Source organism: Mesorhizobium sp. XAP4, from assembly GCF_029269325.1.
Taxonomy (GTDB): domain Bacteria; phylum Pseudomonadota; class Alphaproteobacteria; order Rhizobiales; family Rhizobiaceae; genus Mesorhizobium; species Mesorhizobium ciceri.
The window spans coordinates 53,221-75,045 of the sequence record NZ_JARIXW010000010.1; the positions used below are offsets into that span (position 1 = coordinate 53,221).

The 21,825-nt window shown below is 58.1% G+C and carries 13 protein-coding genes and 2 pseudogenes; 12 read left to right on the forward strand and 3 right to left on the reverse strand.

All coding sequences use genetic code 11. From position 1 onward, the window contains the following. The first annotated feature begins 193 nt into the window (after positions 1-193). Positions 194-997 carry a hypothetical protein gene (locus P3C39_RS30790; protein WP_024505378.1) on the forward strand — a complete coding sequence of 268 codons (804 nt, stop codon included), beginning with the start codon at positions 194-196 and terminating at the stop codon, positions 995-997. A gap of 542 nt (positions 998-1,539) precedes the next feature. Here P3C39_RS30790 and P3C39_RS30795 read toward each other — a convergent pair. Next, positions 1,540-3,651 carry a hypothetical protein gene (locus P3C39_RS30795; protein WP_245475461.1) on the reverse strand — a complete coding sequence of 704 codons (2,112 nt, stop codon included), beginning with the start codon at positions 3,649-3,651 and terminating at the stop codon, positions 1,540-1,542. A gap of 1,351 nt (positions 3,652-5,002) precedes the next feature. Here P3C39_RS30795 and P3C39_RS30800 point away from each other — a divergent pair. The 6 genes from P3C39_RS30800 to P3C39_RS30825 all read left to right on the forward strand — a co-directional run bounded on the left by P3C39_RS30800 (position 5,003) and on the right by P3C39_RS30825 (position 10,912). After that, a complete protein-coding gene (locus tag P3C39_RS30800; protein WP_081714433.1) occupies positions 5,003-5,332 on the forward strand; it encodes a hypothetical protein in 330 nt (109 codons plus the stop codon). A gap of 72 nt (positions 5,333-5,404) precedes the next feature. Continuing rightward, complete coding sequence (locus P3C39_RS30805; protein WP_224570034.1) at positions 5,405-5,647, forward strand: nodulation protein NopA; 243 nt, start codon at positions 5,405-5,407, stop codon at positions 5,645-5,647. Positions 5,648-5,764: 117 nt separating this feature from the next. Further along, positions 5,765-6,655, forward strand: coding sequence for a hypothetical protein (locus P3C39_RS30810; RefSeq protein ID WP_127248571.1), 891 nt, complete (start codon positions 5,765-5,767; stop codon positions 6,653-6,655). Positions 6,656-6,887: 232 nt separating this feature from the next. Next, complete coding sequence (sctV, locus tag P3C39_RS30815; RefSeq protein WP_063169272.1) at positions 6,888-8,951, forward strand: type III secretion system export apparatus subunit SctV; 2,064 nt, start codon at positions 6,888-6,890, stop codon at positions 8,949-8,951. Positions 8,952-9,004: 53 nt separating this feature from the next. Beyond that, positions 9,005-9,547: a tetratricopeptide repeat protein gene (locus P3C39_RS30820; RefSeq protein ID WP_081714429.1), complete on the forward strand. Its 543-nt coding sequence runs from the start codon at positions 9,005-9,007 to the stop codon at positions 9,545-9,547. Positions 9,548-10,441: 894 nt separating this feature from the next. Continuing rightward, positions 10,442-10,912, forward strand: coding sequence for a MucR family transcriptional regulator (locus tag P3C39_RS30825; RefSeq protein WP_024505385.1), 471 nt, complete (start codon positions 10,442-10,444; stop codon positions 10,910-10,912). Positions 10,913-11,140: 228 nt separating this feature from the next. On the opposite strand, the gene P3C39_RS30830 is transcribed toward P3C39_RS30825, so the two are convergent. Next, a complete protein-coding gene (locus P3C39_RS30830) occupies positions 11,141-11,353 on the reverse strand; it encodes a cold-shock protein (protein ID WP_008874821.1) in 213 nt (70 codons plus the stop codon). A 1,543-nt stretch (positions 11,354-12,896) separates the two neighbouring features. After that, entirely contained in the window at positions 12,897-14,018 is a 1,122-nt protein-coding gene (locus tag P3C39_RS30835; RefSeq protein WP_275954909.1) for a DUF418 domain-containing protein, read from the reverse strand. Positions 14,019-14,772: 754 nt separating this feature from the next. Between P3C39_RS30835 and P3C39_RS30840 the strand changes: the two genes are divergently transcribed. The 5 genes and pseudogenes from P3C39_RS30840 to P3C39_RS30860 form a co-directional block, all read left to right on the forward strand. Then, on the forward strand, positions 14,773-15,231 hold the full coding sequence (locus P3C39_RS30840) for a response regulator transcription factor (RefSeq protein ID WP_224570033.1): 459 nt from the start codon (positions 14,773-14,775) through the stop codon (positions 15,229-15,231). Between the two features lie 244 nt (positions 15,232-15,475). Continuing rightward, positions 15,476-15,910, forward strand: a pseudogene (locus P3C39_RS30845) (helix-turn-helix domain-containing protein); the annotation flags it as partial. Positions 15,911-16,529: 619 nt separating this feature from the next. Then, the gene (locus P3C39_RS30850; protein ID WP_275954908.1) at positions 16,530-17,189 is read left to right on the forward strand and encodes a response regulator transcription factor; all 660 of its coding nucleotides are present in this window, start codon (positions 16,530-16,532) and stop codon (positions 17,187-17,189) included. Between the two features lie 14 nt (positions 17,190-17,203). Next, on the forward strand, positions 17,204-18,514 hold the full coding sequence (locus tag P3C39_RS30855) for a HAMP domain-containing sensor histidine kinase (RefSeq protein ID WP_206618067.1): 1,311 nt from the start codon (positions 17,204-17,206) through the stop codon (positions 18,512-18,514). Positions 18,515-20,464: 1,950 nt separating this feature from the next. Continuing rightward, a pseudogene (locus tag P3C39_RS30860) lies at positions 20,465-21,769 on the forward strand (pitrilysin family protein); the annotation flags it as partial. Positions 21,770-21,825 lie beyond the last annotated feature (56 nt).

A 21,825-nucleotide genomic window follows, 5' to 3' on the forward strand; every position in this document is an offset into this window, starting at 1 on the left:
AGTCCTCCGTGCATGACCTTGCAGCCTCTGCTGGCCGGTGCGTGGCGCAGTCCGAGGTTTTGAGGCCGGCAGTGCGGATTTGATTGGTGCAGCCGTTGGAATGCCCTCGTCAGCTAGTCGTCAACTAAGCGCCCTATGTTGAACAGCCGTGCTAACTTGAGCTCGGTTGCGAAACATAGGAGTACGAATCGTCATGTATGGTCGAATTGGTGGCTCATCCGATAGTTACCGCGCGCATAATGCCGGCGAGCAATCGGATGCAGGAAGCGAAGGGTTCGCGGACACATTTGCCCGAATGCACTTGTCCGGATCGGAAGGTAGCGGCGCCTCATCATCGGCGGCTCCCCAAGCATACTCCCTCAATTCCCGACCTCCTGTGGTGGAGATCAACAGGACTTCCTTCAGGAGACAGGTGAGGCAATTTCATGGTGATGAAATCACGCACATCGCCGACAATCCTCAAGAGTATTCGGAGTTCGTATCGTCACGAGCCAGGCGCACCGCGGACGTTGCTCAGCAATATGGCATCCGTCGAGATACGGAGCACGCGCGATATTTCAGTTACCAATTGGGAGACCGGAGTGCCGGACTGCTGAGAATGGAAGGCGGATTCAGCATGAACGAGTTCGAATCGGAAAGTTGGCGGGAACAATTTCCTGGTCGAACTGAGGTCACTTCCATAGTGGATCTTCAAGTCGCCCATCCGCTCGTCGAAAATGCGGGCGATATTCTGCTGGAGCATCAACTTCGGATAGACGGCGACCGACCGTTGCTGAATTGGCGTGCGGCTAATCCGGAAGCACAAGCGCGCGCGCAGACGATGGGGTTTGTTGAAGTGGATCATGGCGACCTGGTGCTTGACCCTACGCAGCATCCCGACAAATGGACGAAGAACAGTGCCGGTGAGTGGCAGCGTGCAGGCAAACCTCCACTCTATCTCCACAAAACCGAGGACAGCGACAGCAGCGATAGCGGGTCCGACGACGATTTCATGTGATTTGTCGACCCGCCGCCGAGCCTTGCAACTGGTGACGGTTGCAAGGCTGTTGGCAGTGAATGCTAATTGTCCGGCGACAGCCCCGCCTTAGCGCCAGCGCCGCCGAGCAATCCAGCCCATCTCCCAGACAATAAACTGCGGATGCGCATCGTGGGTGCTTGCGAGCGGATTGTATTCGGGCCGGAACTCCGCCTCTTGGATACGAGCTCTCCCGAATCCAATTTTCTCCACCACACCGTTGGGTCGTTGCGATGCGCCGATCCCGATCGGATCGGCTATGCCTGCTCCGCGCTCGCAGGAAGACCTTCCGCCTCGATCTTGGCGGCGCGATCTCGGCGATAAGTTGGATGGGAGGCAAGATACGCCGCCACGTCAACAGCAGGTAACGCGACATCGCAAATCGGCCCTGACGGTAGCCGATCGACTCCAATCGCCGGACCGCAACTCGCGCAGCGGCATTCGCGGTTTGGCCAGGAGAAATGCTCGCTGACTCACAGCGTGGCCGGCCGCATTCTGCCCTAGACTCCAAAGTACGTGCCCTGTCATGCAGCCTGCGCCGACGGGAGCTCGGCACGCGAATTGCGTGGTTGGCGGCCAAGCCCCGAGGTCAACAAAGACTTACAGAAAGCGGGGGTGAGTTTGCCGCGATGAATTATGACCTTCTCGCGACCGGACCTAGCATCGGCTTCCTCTCGCTCTCGATTGTAGCCGCGCTGTTCGTTGGATTTAACGTGGCAAGCGGTGAATTCGGAATCAGCCAGCCCTTCCAAGTTTCTGGCCATGACGGGGCGACTCGTGTGGATGTGCACCCACATCGGGCTCGGCATCGCACCATTGACCAGCATCTTGGGCTGCAGCTTCATCTCAAACAGCTTTCCTGGCTCGCCACGCAGCGCGACCGGTGCTTCCGGCGGCATCAATTCGTCGGCATTGCACAAATGTTCCAGGTATTTTTGCGCCGGAAATGCGTAGGTCTTCATGCAATCAGTCGTAATGCCGGCTTTTCCTTCATTCAATGCGTTGGCCTGTCCCAGCACCATGTTCAGCAACCCTTTGAGCTGGTCTGTGCGTTCGTGCACTTTGGGTAGCTGGGTGGAGGTGAGTAGCAGGCGTACATTACGCCCCTGCAACCCGGCGAGACAGGTTTGCATCTCAATGGCCTGGGCTCGCAGGTACTGGGCCACATCGTCCACGACCTTACCGGCCTCCTCAGGCTTCATCTGGCGCACTTGGGAGACGACGCTTTGCTGACCGGCCAGATCGAACTGCAAAAGTTCGTCCAATCGTTTGAGCCGCTCCGTCAATACCTCCATTGACAACGCGGCGCCCCCGATTGTCGAGCCTGCCCCCGACGAACTCGCAGCCACCTCTTGCGCTCTCACCTGTGTACTCGCAACTTGATCCGAGCGCGCGAGAACCTTGGCTGCTGGCACTGTGCCGGCGTTCGCAGCGACTGGTGTTGATGGCTGCCCGGCGGCAGAAGTCCCGGCGCGAGCTGCCGACTTATGCTTTGACTTCCCTTTCCTTCGCGCTGTAGTGCCTTCTGACACTGCAGCCGTACCAGCAGTGTCAGCCGGTATCGCAGCGCCTGCCCTGGCCGGCATCGCAGCGCCCGCCTGGGCCTGTGGCGCCATGATGGCTGACGGCGGAGACTGCAGGTTCAACAAGTGCATGGCATCGTGCGCAGTGATCCATGCATCGTCCACGATCCGTTCGAACAGTTTCAATGGGAGGCCGGCATCTGGGTAGGTATGGCTTAGCTTGGTATGCACCTCGTGCAACGCCAATCCAAAATCCGAAAGCCGCTCCATGATTTTTTCTACAACCGCGCAATCATGAGCGTTGAGTGTTTTGCCATCCATTATGCCCTTCGCCAAAGAGAGGGCGCGAAGAGCTTCTTGAGCGGCGCTTGCCATCAGCTGCACCACTCCATTTCGACCGACGAGGAGTTCCTTCAAATCTGGCTCGAACCTGCTCGCCCGCAGTTCAATCTTGGCCCGCGCAAGACCGATCCGCTCACGGACCAGCCAGATCCTGACACTCAGTACCGAGCCGGCACGCAGCCGCAGTGCGCACCGCTCGGCTTCCCGCATCACGGGCGTACCACTGGATAGGCTAGCGGTGGCAGCGCAGGCGGATCGCTGTCGTTCGGAGCGCCATGCCTTTTTTTCCCACCACTTAATTGCCGCCGTATGGTGGTTCTCCACATTTAAAATCAACAGCTCCTGCCGGTCCGCCTGGGAGTAGGAGTAGAGTCTATCGACCATACCTGCCGCTATCTTGGTCTTTTCGTCCAATTTCGTGATCGTCGACAGGCCAAGTTGGTCTACTTCATTCGCGGCGTCGCACACGATCTGGCAACATCTACGCACCTTGTCGTCTGGCATAATTGTCTGCGCCTCAGCCGCAGGCAGGCTAGCGCGGTACTCCAGAATTGCTGAGGCTGCACCGACGACCCGACTGATCAGCTCCACCGCCTCCTCGGGGACGTCGGTTTTCCTGGCCGCAGCCTCGCAATCAGTCAGTTGTTGAACAAGACTGTTCATTCTGAGCTGTGTCGGACTGATATCTTCATTTGACGATGAGCTGGTGCCTTCCACCTGCGCGGTTGATAGTTGGCTACCGACCGGCGCCATGGCTTCGCCCTCAGACATGGAGGGAGAACCGCGCCGCCTTGCGGCTGCGCCACGTGGCGCTACGGTTCCGCGTGGTGGCGCAGCGGCTCCACGTGGCGGTGTGTTCAGGATTTGATCTTCGCCAATCGAGGCGCCTGGCAGACTTTCGCGGGCATCGCCTGGACCGCGCGCAACTGGAAGGGAGGAGGGCCTCCTATCGGCGTCCCCAGAGCGCATCTGCTCCACAACGGAATCGAATGACTGTCCACCTTCTCCCGCAGCAAGACTTGATTGCGAAAGGGAACTGCTCGCCCGCCCCGCGCGGCTGGCTCCAGTTTCAGCCTGCGATTTCCGTGGTCGGCCAATGCCCTTCATATTGCGTCTCCGTAGTAGGCGAGAATGTGCTGCTATTGTGCTGGCGGCTGACGAGACCAGCGGCATCTTTCGGTTAACGTCACGGTCAGCCAGACCCGCGACGGCGTAATGTTCCCGCCAAAGTGCTTCTCAGTAGCAGGCCAAGATTGGCCCGAGCTCACAGGACTTTCGCAACGTTGCCATCGATGTCCTGAGATTATCAGCGCTTCAGTCCGCCGATTTCCAGGAACAGCGAATGAAATCAGACCAACTCGGCCAGCTCCCCTTCCTAGACACGTGCCTGACGATTTTATTGATGCGTCACTCCTCTCGTTCGCCACCGACAAAGTCACACATTTGCTTCAGAGAAGCGTGTGCGTTGCGTATCGCGCGGGAAACCATTTCGATCTATAGTTACAAAAAGTGTCGAGACGGGACCTTTGGATCCGAAGGTCAGGCACGGCCGGCCTAGATAGACCGCTTGGCTGACGATTAGCTGACGATGGGAGTTCTCACGAACAGGGCAAGAAAATCCGACCGCTTCAAGCTTTCGATATGGTGAGAAGAGGATCCGCACCGGCCTCCCAAAGCCGGCAGACCATCCCATGTTCGTACGGTCGCCGACCTTCTCGAGGCCAATGAGCTCACCGCGCCGGGCCGTGATGTGCAGGCGAGAGAATGGTGATGCAAAGACCGAGTTCCTGCTCGTTGCGTGCGCGCGTGGAGCCAGCAAGAATATGGTCATTGCGGTCATGCAGCACGTGGACCGTGTCTCCTGTTCGACACCACAGCGTCGAGATGCAAACGAGCTGCTGCGGCTGCCATTCGGTCGCGGCATGCGTGGACGGCGGGATTGGCCGAACAGCCGAGATCGTGGTCGACTGTTCGATGCGAGAGCAACATCCTGCAGAGCATACGGTTTTTGCGCTGGCCGGTTTTTGTCAAAAGCCGTCAGGTTCTCGAAAGCTCCCGCCCTTAGCTTGATCGAGGTTAACCTTTAACACGTCGCCGCCAATGGCAAATGCCGGAGTACCTGATGATAGCAGCAATTGGGAGTGGAGTTGGCAACCTCGGGACTTCCTTGATCCGAAAGGGCCATGGGGATTCGAAATCCGAGCATTCTGGTGATGGCAAGCCGGCTGATGGCAATGATGGCAAGCCAGCTGGTGGGAATGATGGCAAGGCAGCTGGCGGGAACGATCGGGCGGATAACCGGACCGTTTCAAATGATCAACTTCAAGACAACTCACAGTCTGCAGCACAAAGTGAAGCCTTCCAAAGTATCCTGCGATCGTTCGCGTTCCAATTCGCGAACGATGCGATGGCTGAGGCCGATGAAGCTTTGGATGACACAGAAGATGCCTGACGCGGGAAAATCCGGCGTGAGGTCATACAGGCCGTTATTGACGGCACAACTCCAACAGAAAAAGGAATGATCATGGCTGCAGTTGATAATAATAAAAAATCAGGCAATACCAATACCAGTAGCGCCGGCAATACCGATAAAACTAACAGTGGCACTCCCGGCAATACAAGCGGAGCTGATGCTACTGCTTTTCAGGCGCAAGTGCAGGAACTAACCAATGTTAGCTTGGAGGCGACGAAAAGGAGTGTCCAGTTGCGCACTCTAACGACCAATCTCCAGACCATCAAGAAGGCCGCCGACGAACGCGTTTCGTAATGTCGGAGGCGGGTTTTAGACTGCCCCCTAGCGCGTCTCCTTATTGACGCGACGTAGTCCCGAAATGAGCCGCATGGCAATTGCCATGCGGCTTCTATCCTGTTTGAGAGATGCTCTGTGGATGACGCCGTTTCCCTCCGTTTCGAAGTGCGTTCGGGGCACTATTGCGGTCTGACCGGCAAGACGGATCTTCAAAAGTGTTTAATCGGCAGCGGCTTCGATGCCGATTTGGTCTTTGTCGAGCAGGGACTGGCACCGCATCACCTTCGTGTAACTCTTCTTGGCAAGTCGATCGAACTGGAGGCGCTTGCACCCGGAATCAGTATCGAGGGCAACCGGAATATCGCCGCAGGCCAGTCCGTTGTTGTGCCCCTTCCTGTCGTCCTGCTCGTAGGCGAGATGTCCATTGCTTTGTCCGTGCAGGATGCAGAGCCGCCTGGTTCGACCGGCATACCGCGCCTACCGATCGGTGTGCTCGCCATGGTCATAATCAGCTCACTCGGGATCGGCGCGCTTTCAGGCACGATCTCCTATCTTGGCAATGCAAGTGGATCGAGCCCCAATTCACTTCGGGCTGAAGTCGCGTCCAGAACGATCAGTCACCGCGCTGACAATGAACTTACGGAGGCAGCGGCCCAAGAGCTGCAGGAGGAAGTCGATCGAGCGGGTCTTCTCGACGTCAAGATTGGGTCGGCAAAGGGTGTTGTGACCGCCGAAGGCACCGTCACGTCTGAATCGGTCATCAGCTGGCAGAAGCTTCAGCAATCGTTCGATCGTCGCACCAAGGGTACTCTAACACTGGTGAACGGAGTGCTCATCAAAGAGGAGAAGGCGCCATCCGCAATCGCGGTCGAAGCTGTGTGGCATGGGGTCCAACCATATATTGTCATCGACAGCGAGAAGTATTTTGTCGGCGCCATTTTGGCTGATGGATGGGTGGTCGAACGTATTGAGGACAGCCGTGTGCTGCTGAGCAGGAATGGCCGCATTGCTGCTCTCCAATATTGAAAGCTCGCAGGCCCCATCAAGCAGCACTCTATGGCCAGCCAAACATCCTGCCGCGCTCGGTGCTGACAAGCTGGCTGCGTTGGAAACATTTGCTGCCCAGCCATTTCGCGCCTGCTCGTGGCTCTCATGCAGGGTCACGCGCTGGCCAAGGCTGAGGCGCCTTCGGAGTTCGAAAGCCACGTTTCATGGCGTAACAGCAGAGTAAGTCTCAACCGATTGCAAAGGTATCTCGATGGCCAACGTCCTGCGTGACTTCATCAAGCGTGCGCCGGCCAGCCCGGATTTAATGGTTGCGTTGATGCTGCTTCTGGCTGTCGCGATGATGGTCATGCCTATCCCGGTCGTGGTGGTCGACGCCCTGATAGGATTCAATATGGGGTTGGCCATACTGCTGATGATGGTTGCCCTGTATGTCAGTACTCCACTTGATTTTTCCTCTTTGCCCGGCGTTATTTTGATTTCCACTGTCTTCCGTCTCGCGCTCACGGTCGCAACGACGCGACTGATCCTGGCCGAGGGGGAGGCCGGCAGCATTATTCATACTTTTGGCGATTTCGTCATTTCAGGCAATATCGTGGTGGGTTTCGTCATATTTCTGGTCGTCACCATGGTGCAATTCATGGTCCTCGCGAAGGGTGCCGAACGGGTGGCAGAAGTGGCGGCGCGTTTCACGCTGGATGCTCTGCCGGGCAAGCAAATGGCGGTCGACGCAGAGCTACGCAACGGCCACATCGATGCCAACGAATCCCGCCGGCGGCGCGCCGAATTGGAGAAGGAAAGCCAACTCTATGGCGCGATGGACGGCGCGATGAAATTTGTGAAGGGCGATTCCATCGCCGGGCTGGTGGTTATCTGCATCAACATGCTGGGTGGAATTTCGATCGGCCTGCTCTCCAAGGGCATGTCCTTCGGCGAGGTACTGCATCACTACACTCTGCTGACGATAGGCGATGCATTGATATCGCAGATTCCGGCCCTTCTGCTCTCCATTACTGCGGCGACCATCGTCACCCGTGTGACTGGGACGGCGAGGATCAACCTCGGTACAGAAATGGTCAGTCAGCTCACGGCCAGCACTCGAGCCTTGCGACTGGCGGCCGGCGTCCTGGTTGTAATGGGGTTCGTTCCTGGGTTTCCCCTCCCCGTCTTTCTGATGCTGGCCGCAGTGTTCGCTGCGGTAAGCATTGTCAAGGCTGATGTGCTGGGCGCCGGCACTGCCGATGCGAAAGGTGGAACTGCAGCGGAGCCTAAGCAAGCCGCGCCTGCGAAGGAATTCCCGATCGCATTTTTTCTAGCGCCAGATCTTATGCAGGCGGTCGATCAAGCCGAATTGCAAAAACATATTGGGCGCGTTTCGCTCCTGGTCACAGCCGATCTGGGCATTATCGTTCCTCGCATCCCTGTCTTGGTTGACGAGCAGCTGCCTGAATCGCAATTCCGAATTGATGTCGAGGGCGTGCCAGTCGAACAGGACGCCTTAGATCCAAACCAGATGGCGCTCCGAGCCGATGTAGCGCACGTCGACTCGAGCGGTGTCCCCCTTAGACGTGAGCCGAAAACGGACAGACTCCCGGTTGAACATACCCCTGCAAAGGCCCTTACGGGCGCCGGCACGGAGCATAGGGCTCCCGGCGAACTCCTCGCCTTGCGCGTCCATGCAGCGTTGACCCGCTACGCACCGCGATTGGTGGGCATCCAAGAGACCCGACATTTCCTGGGCCGAATGGAGCAGGAATATTCTGAGCTTGTGAAAGAGGTGCTACGCACGACGCCGATTCCTCGGATTGCCGATGTTCTGCGCCGCCTCCTGGAGGAAGGTATCCCAATCCGCCACACCCGTCTCGTGTTGGAGGCATTGGCCGAATGGAGCGAGCGTGAGCAAAACGTTGCCCTGCTGACGGAATATGTCCGTTCTGGTTTGAAGCGACAGATCTGCCACCGCCATGCCAACACGGAGGGCATCGTGTCCGCCCTGGTCGTCGAGCGCGAGAGCGAGGATGTGATGCGTGGCGCGGTTCGAGATTCGGATGCAGGCCCCTATCTCGCACTGGAGGATCGGCAAAGCGAAGCCATGCTATCACAGATACGTCAGGTCCTTTCGAACGCAGAACCGGGTCAAACCCGCCCTATTCTGTTGACGTCGATGGATGTCCGACGTTTCGTCCGCGGCTTTCTGACGCGAAACGGGGTTGATCTCGCCGTGCTGTCTTATCAAGACCTCGCCTCCGACTTTACAATTCGCCCCGCAGGATCCGTCACACTCCCGCACGGATCGAACAGCGGATTGTTAGAGTAGTCCCACCTTTCCTAACTGAACGCCACGCGCCTCCCCGATAACTGAGAGATAACATGAATAGTAATACAGTTTCTCCATCGCCTATGTTTCTGCGCCGGAACTCACTTCTTTTTGCCGTACTCGCCATTCTGCCTTTGGGCGGTTGCGCCAGCTGGCAAAAGCCGGCTCTTTCCGTGCAGGAGACATCTTCCCCCGAGTTGCTCAGCGCCGATCAAATCGATCCGGCTATGCGCGAACGCATTTTGCGCGAAGTTGGTCAGGATGTTCAAGAGCGGGCTTTGCGGGATGAGGTGAAGCAGCACCCGGACAATGTTGATGCGGCGATACGACTTACAAATGCCTTGGTGGGCCAGAAGCGCCCGCACGAAGCGGTTGAGGTGCTCGACAGCGTCTTGGTTGCAGCCCCAGGAAACGTACGTGCATTGAATGCGAAGGGCGTGATTTTGGACATTGAGGGGCGGCATGACGCGGCACAGGCCCTGTATCGGCGAGCTCTCGAAAACGAGCCAGGCAATCAGATGGTGCAGCATAACTTCAATCTGTCGCTTGCCTTTAACGGCAAGTCCAAACAACCAAGGTTAGCACGATCGCAATAGGTGGGCACAGTGCATGCGCAGCCTGTTCCCCGGCTCGAACACGCGCTCGGCTCCCATCATAGATGGCCCCCTGAAGAGAGCCATATCTATGCAAAACAGTTGCTCCAGATCTGGCCGGCAGAGATCGGCAGGAGAGCCGGATGACATCACGCGGCCACCCGCAAGGCCACCCGCCTCGCTTCGTTGCCAGAGCGCCCTCTCCCTCGCCGGTCACCGTCTCGCAATGCGGCGACCTGGCTTAAGGCGGTCGACCGAGCGCCCGATGCAGTAGCCATGAATACGTAACGCAGCGATGGACCCGCCGGATCGTGTCGCGCTTGTGCTGGCCGTCCCTGCCATTACAGCACGGTGATTGTAGCTGGATCATATTCTAGAGGCATCGATGGTGTGGATGCCTTCGATCCAAACAATCGATTTGTTGAATTCGTCCGCCTGAGGAAATTAGCTGCGGCGATCCGACTTCCGACGCCTGCAGGTGCAAAACCAACAGCGTGAGCGCTGCGGGTCCGGAGGCAGGCTGCAAAGTGCAATCACCAGCGCTGATAAGCGGCAAGTGAAGAATGTATCGCTCGGGCGACTCCTGTGTTGTGCACGGTTGCCCCGCGAGGTGAACTGTAGCAGCTTGGCAGCTCAGCGTTCACGAAAGGAGAAAAGATTTGGGGCCAAGCAAAGACCGGCTTTTTTGATTGTCTTGCTGTATCGCTATGGTGGGGCGGGCGCGAACGCTCCCATAATTCAATACGCTGCCTTTAGCGATGGACGATGACGGGATGCGTCGCCGAGACTTCAATGGTGGAGGAGCAGCGCACCCGTCGATCCATTTGCTTTCAGCGGCAACCGCCACTATGAAGCGACACTTCGCCCAACTGTGTTTCAAGCTGCCCGGAGAAGTTTATGACAGAAGAACCCCACAAGACCGACATCCTCATCGAGCTCACTGCCGATGTTGTATCAGCCTACGTCTCCAACAACCCCGTCCCGGCGGGGGAGCTTCCTGCCCTGATCGCCCAAGTGCACGGGGCTCTAAACGGCACGGCTGGACTCATACCGGCAGAAGAGCCTGTGCCTGTAAAAAAACCTGCTGTCCCGATCAAAAAGTCGATCGAACCGGACTACATCATTAGCCTTGAAGACGGCAAGAAATTCAAATCGCTAAAGCGCCATCTGGCGACGCACTATGGTCTGACCCCAGACGAATATCGCGCCAAATGGGGTCTGCCGTCGGATTATCCCATGGTGGCGCCGAATTACGCCGCTGCGCGCTCCGCCTTGGCCAAGACCATGGGACTCGGCCGCAAACCGAAAGAGCCGGAAGCCCCAGCCACGGCGCCGGCGAAACGGACCCGCAAGAAGGTCGCAGCCTAAATCCGTATCAACAGTCGTTCGGACGCGCAGCAGCCGTTGGCCCAATCTGCGCGGAATCAAAGGGCGGGGATGAGCCCCGCCTTTCCCGTCCAAGAGCCTCATTTCCAGAGTAATTCATGATGGCTCCAGCAATCCCTGCCGCGGCATTAACTTGCATGCTCCGGCCCGGGTTTCGAGCCGTCAATGCGTTCCGGCGATGACGAACCTTGCCAAGGCTTTCCCGGACCGTTAGCCAGCCTTGCTGAGGCTGCCTGCAGAGGACTTTCCCGTGCGGCGATCCTGTTCCACCTCGTAGTTGATCTTCTGGCCCTCATTAAGGGTCGACAGGCCCGCTCGTTCAACAGCGGAAATGTGGACAAAGACATCCTGACCGCCGTTGTCAGGCTGAATAAAACCAAAACCCTTCGTGCTGTTGAACCACTTCACCGTTCCAGTCGCCATATCCATTCCTTTGTAATAAGTCGCAACTTAGGCAGGCCATTCACGCCAGCCTGATTTGTACACGAGACTTTAGGCGCATCAAAATCGGAAAATTGCAAGGCCCACTCGATCGCCTGATCTCCAGCAGCAACTGCAACATATGCGAGGCGCGTGCCAGACGAGGCGTATGCCAGACGTTTCGTCGTGCGCTGTCGCTCGAACGTTGACAGAAACAATGACACACCTTGCAAACTCGGCACATCTTGTGGACGTGCTCGGGTCGCTTCTCGACTGCGATACCCGCTCCTGACCGGGTATCGTCGGCCAAAATGAGGGTTTTTGTCATGTGCCGCCAGACCGAAAGATCAGGCGCGCAGCGACCTGCACATTCAAACCGGAACCCGCGAACCTCGATTAGCTTCTGCCTGCTCCGAAGGGCGGTAGCCTGCTCTGAGGCGGGCCACTGTCGGGTTGAAAACCAACTGTCGGGTTCGGAACCCCAGATTGTCGGCAAGGTACGCGCCGCCCACTGGTTGGCCAAAGGGGCACTGGCTCCTGATCCTGCCGCCATGCTCGCCCGATCTCAACCCGATCAAGACAGGTCTGCTCAAAACTCAAGGCGCGGCTGCGGAAGAAGGCGGCCAAAACTTTCGACGCTCTCTGCGGAACTCTCGGCGATATCTGCCAGCTGTTGGAGCCAAATCAAAAACCATTAATTGCGACAGGTGATTTTATGACATTCATTGCGAAGAGGCCAGAATGAACAGCGGAAGAGAGTAGCAGCTCTCTGGTCGCGGCGAGGTGGATCGTCGACACGATCGGCACCTGGCCCGTGCGGGGATCGCACCGCAGCCAGCACCAGAGCCAGATCTTGACCGCTTGCCTTGCTCAGGCGCCACAACAACGAGTGGCTGGAAGCAGATCCACGTGAACTCAGCGATATCGATCAGACGATGCTTACCCTCATGAAAGCCGATCCCGACGCTGTCCAGCGCCGCGAAATCCTGACCAGCATATGGCGCATCGGATGCCACCGCCTGCACACTCACCATCGACATGCCGGAACTCGGAACCAAAGGCCGCAAGCCTCGCCGGCCTCGGCAAAATGGAGCGGCCGCGCCTTCATCCGGGGCGGCCGGGCCAATGTTCGCCAGGCCCTCTACATGCCCGGCCCTTCGCCCTGCGCTTCAACCCCGACCTCAAGGCAAAATACCAGGCGCTAAAGGCGGCAGGCAAACCCGCAAAGGTCATCATCTTGTTGCGAAAGCTCCTCATCCTAGCAAACGCTCTCCTCAAGGCGCAGCGAAAATGGCCCCTAAAACCCTTGACCGAAACGGATACCTTAGCCTTTCAGGTGAGGCGGGCCGAGATAGACCAACCGCGGGTTTAACTTCGCGAGTTTAAGCTGATTATGCCGATGCAACTCTAGCGCCTGCGCGACCGTTTTAGCTTCCATCAACAAGGCGGCAGGGTGGGAGGAAGTACCCTCCCCTGCCGCGAACAAGCTTTGGACAAAGCCCCACCTTGTCCGTAATGTGATCGGGAGGCCGGGGCGCGGCGGTGCTCAGCGGATGTGACGCGCGAGATCTGCGACCCTACCCATCAGCACTTCCATCGGTCCTCGCTGGAAGACGCGCAGCCAAAGCACCGCAAAAGTGCTGATAACCACAACGAAGCCAAAGAGCGTGGACAGGCTCTCGTCTTTGAAAATGTTTATCTTCATAAGATAGGCTATTCCCGCAATGTGCAGCACATAGGCCGTCAAAGACATCGAGCCGACTGCGATTATTGGCCAGACCAGCTTTCGCAGACGCGGGAGCGCATCCACAGCGAGCATGCAAGCCGCCAAGATGATCATTGCGCAACCGGTGCTGCCCACGATCGAAAGCGTCGTTTCGCTATGAGGTGCGGCTATCCATGACGACTTGACTATAAATGACGACTTGGAAGGCTCAAAAGCGCCGTCAACGTCAGACCACCACAAGGAGGTTTCAGTCAAAGCGCGGGAACTCAGCGCGAGCAAGGATCCCCCATGGCCCAACACGGCCAGCGCGACCCCCGCCAGACCAAGGCGCCAATGCGCTGCTAGCGTATTAAGATTAAGGCGCGCGATGGCCATGCCAGCGATGAGGAAAGGAACCCAGGTCACCGCGGGATAGTAGCCGTTGACCATGAGGTTGAAGACCGGGTCGAGGAGGTTGGGGGCAACCGACAGAAGGGAGGAACGGACTTGCGGGAGAACTAATGCCGTAGCGGCAGCGATCAAGCCCAGCTGATATGAGCTGAGCCGATGGAGCGGCAATACCAACAAGAAGCAAATTCCGTAGTATTCTAGGATGACTTCGACCTGGGTACCGAGGCAGCCCAGGATTGAGCCAAGCGCGAGCAAAACAAGGGCACGAATTGCGACTCTGGCGATGGCCTGTCTACCGGCTATCCCCGACTTCGGCGCCTTGCGACCTGTAATCAGGAGGATTGAAAAACCGGCCAATACGGCAAACAGGGCCGACGGCCGCCCATGGGTTAGTTCCATCAGAAACCCGACTAGTCCTCCTTCGCCGGGGTCGGGACCGAGATGGGCGGCATACATCCCGAAGACAGCCAGGCCCCGAGCGAGGTCGATGCCGACCAGCCGATCTACTACCGACCCATTCCTAGCGTCGGCAACCGGTGCCTTCATTACCATGGTAGATTCCCTTGTTGGGTGTGTGGATCGCGGGAGCCGCGATAGGAGAGCCGGTCGGCTGCTGCCGTCGCCTCGTGAAAGGGTTCAAAACATCGCGCCATCTGGCGCATCGAGCCGGCGACAGAGCTGTTCAGCCATTAGCCTGGGGTAAGAACAACAGATCGGCTCACAAAGCCTGTGTCACGGACCTGAAAAGTGGTGTCGCGGAACCGTCGTTTTTTGCATGATGGCTAAGCCGAGAGATCCACTGCACCGACGAGAGACTCAGCGACGTTAGATATCCGATCAGTACGCCGCGGCTCCGCCGGTGACGATCACCCCGGGTGTCAAGGCCAGGGCGTAAACCTGCCATAATCTGTGGTAGTGCGCCCGCGACCAATCCGTTCGACAAAGCTCGGCGCATGGTCGAGCCAATCATATTCTTCCATGTGGCTGTTGCCTGAAAAACCGAAGACGCCGTTCGCTGGTCCAGCTGTTCCAGACCTCGGCCTGCGTCGGTCATTAGAACCGGCGCGCCTGTTTCCCAAATCAATTTGCTGATGCAGCCGCCGGGGGTCACATTGAGCAAAAGTGCCGAGGTCAGGACGGGTTTCATAGGGGCTCTTCGTTTGGCTTTGTTAACGACCCCTTTCTTGCAAGTTGTAGCTGACAGCAGCCTGAAAGCTCCCCAAATAATTCGCTGCCGCCGGTTCAGCCTATTGTCAGCTTCGACCAATAAGATGGGAGCCTTGCCCTCATACCGGAGCTCGGCAGCATGATGCGAATACTGCTCACTGAAGACGATAAGGACCTTGGAAGTGCTATGCACGATCATTTGGTGGCTGGTGGCCACGCGGTCGACTGGGCCAAGAACCTGTCCGAAGCGCGCGATTATGCAGCTGTGGTCGGCTACGACCTTATTTTGCTCGACGTTCACCTGCCGGACGGCAATGGGATCGACTATCTGCGGGAGCTGATCAAGGAACTTGAATCGGCACCGGTCATCATTCTGACAGCCTGCGATCGGATTTCGCATCGCATCGAGGGCTTCAACGCTGGAGCCGACGACTATTTGGTCAAGCCGTTCGATCTGGGGGAACTCTCAGCGCGTATCCATGCAGTGGCACGTCGCCATGGGCATTTTCCGGAGCCGCAATTTTCGGTTGGGACGCTTTCCATACAGGCAGCCGAGCGACGCCTCTTCCGCGACGGGCAGGAGGTCTACCTGACTTGACGCGGATGGGCGGTGCTCGACTACCGTCTGCCCCAGCCCTGCACGGTCGTTTCAAAAGGGAAGATCGTGGACGCGCTTTTCGGCAGACGGCGCTGATTCATACTCTAAAAGAAAATTCGGCTTCCAGTTGCCTTGGCCATGACTGCCCTTCCCGAGAGATGGGTGACAGTTCATTCCGGATAGATGGGTTACACTTTCGGCCCTTTGCAAGGAGAGCAAGGTGCCTTGGAAGGAGTGTAACGTCATGGAAGAGCGGCTGAAGTTCGTCGCCCGGCTGCTGGACGGCGAGAAGATGGCGGTGCTTTGCCGGGAGTTCGATATCTCGCGCAAGACCGGCTACAAGATCCTCACGCGCTACAACGACAGCGGCCTGGAGGGGCTGACGGACCGATCGCGGCGGCCCTATCGCCACGCCAATCAGCTTCCGTTTCAAATCGAGAAGCTGATTGTGCGCCTCAAGCAAGACAAGCCGACATGGGGTGCGCCGAAGATACGCGAGCGGCTGGCCCGGCTGTATCCGGATGTGCACCGGCCCGAGATCTCGACCGTGCATGCCGTGCTCGACCGCCACGGCATGGTCGAGCGCCGCAAGCGCAGGCGCAACAGGGCGACGGGGACACCACTTTCAAACGGCTGTCGCCCTAACGATCTTTGGTGTGCCGACTACAAGGGCGAGTTCGGCAGAGAACACGGCCGGGACAGGGGATCACAAACACTTGACCGTTCCAGACCCTGGCAGTGGCGCATCGATTGACCGTTGGCTCTGTTCGTGGGCACCGAAAATAGGGCCTTCTTGGTCCTCGGCAGAGAATATGGCCCGGACGGGGGATAACAAACACTTGACCGTTCCAGACTCTGGCAGTGGCGCATCGATTGACCGTCGACTCTGTTCGCGAGCGCCGAAAATACGGACGACCCCTATGGTCAAAGTGCACTTCTGACCTGCTAGGCACTGTTCGATAACTGGAGGCACCCGCTACGGTGCCCTCGTATTTAAGACACCTGTCAGTTTCAAGCCTGGACATTGACGCGTGGCGCGGCTGCCATTCGTTGACCGCCACGTCGAATTGCCCGCCAACCAGTGTACAGCCGCCGGTGGTCACATTGAGCAAAAGTGCCGAGATCAGGAGGGGTTTCATAAGGCCTCTTCGTTTGGCTTTGTTAACGACCCCTTTCTTGCAATTGTAGCTGACAGCAGGCTGAAAGCCCCCAGATATTCGCTGGCGCCGGTTCAGCCTACTGTCAGCTTCGATCAATAAGGCAGGAGCCTTGCCCTCATACCGGAGCTCGGCAGCCTGATGCGAATACTGCTCACTGAAGACGATAAGGACCTTGGAAGTGCTATGCACGATCATTTGGTGGCTGGTGGCCACGCGGTCGACTGGGCCAAGAACCTGTCCGAAGCGCGCGGTCATGCAGCTGTGGCCGGCTACGACGTTATTTTGCTCGACGTTCACCTGCCGGACGGCAATGGCATCGACTATCTGCGGGAGCTGATCAAGGGGCTTGATACAACGCCGGTCATCATTCTGACAGCCCGCGATCGGATTTCGCATCGCATCGAGGGGCTCAACGCTGGCGCCGACGACTATTTGGTCAAGCCGTTCGATCTGGGGGAACTCTCGGCACGCATCCGTGCAGTGGCACGTCGCCAAGGGCATTTTCCGGAGCCGCAATTTTCGGTTGGGACGCTTTCCATACAGGCAGCCGAGCGACGCCTCTTCCGCGACGGGCAGGAGGTCCACCTGTCTGGACGCGAATGGGCGGTGCTCGACTGCCTTCTACGCCGGCCCGGTTCGATCGTTTCAAAGGGGAGGATCGAGCACGCGCTTTATTCATTCAATTCGGAGTTCGAGAGCAACACAGTGGAGGTTTATGTCAGCCGGCTCCGCAAGAAGATCGGCGGGGATAGAATAGCAACCGTGCGTGGCTCCGGATACAGGCTCGTGGTCACATGACGAACTCGAACAGCATGACGAGAAAGCTGATATCGTGGTTAGGCGGGGCAACGCTCCTGGTTTGGATCGCCGCCCCAACCATTGCTGCGTTCATTTTTTGCAATAATGTAAACGAAAGTTCGGATGACTTGCTCCAGGCGAGCGCAGAGTACAGAGAACCAGAGCTGATCAAGGTCTTGAATGGAAAACACGTTGATCAATACAATAACCACTTGCCAACTTATGAAAAGTACTGGACCTATCGTGAGCAGGTTATTAATAAGTACGGGGTAGTGCTTATTTCTGAACCGGAAGAGGGTCAGCAGCCCTTCCCTGATGCTCCGCTGAGTAACGGCTTTTGGCGAAACGCTGATTACCGCGTCTACACAGAGGAGATCCAAGACGGCGTGTATCATCAGTTGGCCGAACCGCTTGATGGCCGCCGTACCACAATCGCGAAGGGCGCACTTTTTGTCTTCCTTCCGACACTCGTGCTCCTGCCCTTTAGCTTAGCTGTTTGGTGGATCGTGATCCGGCGCTCGCTGCGGCCAATCGAGGTACTGCGACAGCAGATCGGATCGCGCGACGGCGGCAATCTGTCACCAATGGACTTGGGCGATTTCCCGGCAGAGTTGGCTCCAATCGCGGCATCCGTCAATCGGCTTCTCGATCGTCTGCGGGCGGCTCTCGAGGCCGAACGCGAGTTCGCCGCAAACAGTGCGCATGAACTGCGCACGCCGATCGCAGGTTCAATCGCTCAGATGCAGAGATTAGTGGCCGAGCTTCCCAATGGGTCGGCCAAAATGCGTGCGCGCGGCATCGAGCAAGCGCTGTCGAGCCTTGGCCGCCTTGTCGAAAAAGTGCTTCAGCTCGCTCAAGCCGAATCGGGGGTTGGCATGGCGGATCACGCGATCGATCTTGTCCGATCGGTTCGGCTGGAAATCGACGACCTGAGGAAAAAGCCGCAATATGCCGGACGCCTGCATCTTAACGTCGACGGCTGCCCCACTTTGATGCGCAAAGTGGATGTCGATGCGTTTGGGATCCTCCTTCGTAACCTGATCGAGAATGCGCTGATACATGGACTGCCCACTGTTCCGACAACAGTTTCCGTCCAAACTGATGGAACCATCGCTATTGCAAACGCCGGACCGGTGGTGCCCCTCCCCGACCTCGAAGGGCTTACAAAGCGATTTAGTCGTGGTGCTACTCCTGCTGCGGGCTCAGGCCTTGGTCTACATATCGCTAACATGGTTATCCAGCGGATCGGTGGCAGTCTAGAGCTTGCGTCGCCCGCCCGCGGTCGCAATGATGGTTTCGAGGCGATCATACGAATTCCTCAATGACACCGGTGAATTCGACGACAGTTGGACACAGGGCGGATTGCTGGCAAGGCTGCTGACATGGCGAACTGTACGGCAGTATGTATACGGCGTAGAAATCGTACTTCACACAACGCATTTCGGCCGCGGCAATCAATGCCGCTATCATCGTCTGAGCAGTTCGATCGAAGCGACACGACATGATCGGCAAAATCGAAGGCTCCGCCTCACCGCTCGCTCGATTTCGCCCGGGGAGAAAAAAGGCCATCCGAGAAAGTGCAAGCCGCCGCGAAAAGGCGACGTGTCCAATTGTCTGGGTGCCCCTGTGCGCCGGCCCGATCGGGTTGGCGCAGGTCCAGTAAGGACCCGGACCAACCATTCCATTTAGACGACCGGCAGGTTTTAATCGGCGTCCGGATCGCCGTCCCAAAATGCCCCAAGTATACGGCTAGAAAGGCTGCCAACGATCGAGCTTTGGTCGGAGGCGTGCTTGTCAGCGTCTTGGGTGCTTGACCGGCCTTTGCAATGGCCATCGCCATCGCAAGTATCGTGCGTGGCCAGTGAGACCGCAATTTCATCAGCCTGGAGCCGACCGTATCGGTGCTTTTTTATGATTTAGGGATTTTTCGTTTTCCTCTTGGATCATCACGGGTTTGGAGAGGATCTGGTGTTAAGTGCCATTCGGAGCGCCGGCGAACCGCCCGAAATTAATGTGGTCGAGTGATGAAGCCTCCCGAATGCGTTAAACGAGACCCTTTATGGCGGCCCTGGCTGACAACAGTCTGAAAGCTGCAAGCGGCATGCGAAAATGGGGCGATCCTGAATGACGACAGATGCTATCAACATGAAAGAGGCTCGCCCTGAAAGCTGAGCACGCTTTATGCTCAGGCTGCTGACAAGGCCAAAGCAGCGTAAGTGCGTCGTGAAATCCAAGGTCCACATGGGTCGTCGCGCGTCCCGTGCGCCTGGGAAGGCGCCGGCCCGGCCAAGCTTTCCCAGCTCGTCCGCATGATGCTTCGCTGAGCGTCAATGGACGTTGGCGCGAGACCAAGGCGTCGTGCGTTGCAATCCGGACGGTCCAGGGTATCAGGAGTTTCACGGCCTCGGCCCGCTTGGCTGGCCACAGTTGAAGCTCCAACGTACCGGCTGGCACCGGGAAATTGGGCTCTGCGCTGCCTCAACGCTGATGGCACGGTCAATGCTTGCCTACCGATGGGGCCGCCCATGCCGTGATGCTGTCGGTCGACGTTCGCAAACCAGACCCTCGCGAGACCCAGCGAAGGGGCTCGCCGGTACGACGAGGGACCTTACCTCTTTATGCGCGGCATCATTATCGAGGATGACATGTTGCCTTACACGTCGTCCCTCGCGCTCGGGTCTTTGTGGGGCGGATGAAGTCCTGATCGCGGTGGCACTGCTGCATGTTTGCGTAAGACCCATCCAGTCACGATCGCGCTGTCCTTCGATGTCGCGGTGCTGATAGGCGGGCAGATCGGTGTGCGCGGCGCCCGCCAAAGGATCGTCGTCACGCCGGAGGAGGCGAGCGTCATAGCCGGCGCGCCGGCGAAAGGCGCTTTCTGTCGGATGCCCGACAATGTCGGATATCGCAAGTATCAAGGTTGGATCAAACCTTGCGAATCGGGGCTTTCTTACTTGGCACGGGGCATGCTCAGGTATCCGCAAACACCCAATGGATAACGAGCAGACTTCCCATGGCCTCACCATGCCGAAAGTTTCCCGGACGCATCCAAAGATGAGGCTCGCGTCAGGCCCAGCAACACGCTGACGGCTCATGTGGCTCGGCGTCGCGTGCCGATCCACTTTCTCCCAATAGGCGTTCGGGAGACATAGATCCTTCAAAATGAGGAACAGATCACTTTGCCAGGAACGCAGCCCATAACCCCACTCTCCCTATCAGAACTACCAAGCAAGCCCCGCACTCATGGGCTTCGCAGGACGTCCGTTGCGTCCGAGTTGGTCGGCGCGGGGACGGCTCCGATCCCCGTCGCATGGGAGGACGGCAAGGCGAGGGATTTCGTGCTCGACAACGGCATGGAGGTGGTCGTCATTCCCAACCACCGGGCGCCGATCGTCACCCACATGGTGTGGTACAAGATCGGCAGCGCCGACGAGCCGCCGGGCAAATCCGGCATTGCCCATTTTTTCGAGCATCTGATGTTCAAGGCGACGACCAACCATGCGGCCGGCGAATTCGACCGCGCAGTGTTCGAGATCGGCGGCTCGCAAAATGCCTTCACCTCCTCCGACTACACCGCCTTCTATCAGACAGTGGCGCCGTCGGCGCTCGAGCTGATGATGAGCTTCGAGGCCGACCGAATGCGAAACCTCATCCTGACCGACGATGTCGTCAAGACCGAGCGCGACGTGGTCATCGAGGAGCGCCGCTCAAGCACCGACACCAACCCGCAGGACGTGCTCCATGAGGAGATCGACGCGACGCTGTGGCAGAACCAGCCCTATCGCATCCCGATCATCGGCTGGATGCAGGAGATCGAGCAGCTGAACCGCGTCGACGCCACCGCCTTCTATGAAAAGTACTATTGGCCCAACAACTCCGTGCTGATCGTGGCCGGCGATGTCGAACCGGACACGGTGCGGGCGCTGGCCGAAAAGACCTATGGCAAGGTGGCGCGTGGACCTGACCTGCCGCCGCGCATCCGGCCGGTTGAGCCCGAGCAGAACACCAGGCGCACCGTCACGCTCTCAGACGCCCGCGTCAGCGTGCCCAGTTTTTCGACGCAGTGGGTGGTGCCGTCCTACCACACCGCCAAGCCGGGCGAGGCCGAAGCGCTCGACCTGCTGGCCGAAATTCTCGGCGGCGGTAACCGCGGCCGGCTCTACCAGGCGCTCGCTGTCCAGCAAGGTATCGCTTCCAGCGCCCGCGTCTATTTCCAGGGCACTATGCTCGACGACACCAAGTTCGCCATCTATGGCGCACCGCGCGGCGATGCCAAGCTGGCTGATCTCGAAGCGGCGGCCGCTGCCGAAGTCGCCCGCATTGCCGAGGATGGTGTCAGCAACGAGGAACTAGGCAAGGCCAAGGACCACTATTTGCGCAATATGATCTTTGCGGAAGACAACCTGGACTGGCTCGCCAGCATCTACGGCTCGACGCTGGCCACCGGCGGTACCGTGAAGGATGTCGAGGAACGGCCGAATCGCATCCGCAAGGTTACCCCCGAGCAAATCAAAGCAGTTGCCGCCCGCTATCTCGCGTTCGACCGTTCGACCACGGGCTATCTCTTGCCCAAGACGCAGAATCAAGAGATGACGCTCGGCGCTCGGCCCCATGCTGCGATGAACATCCAGGAGGT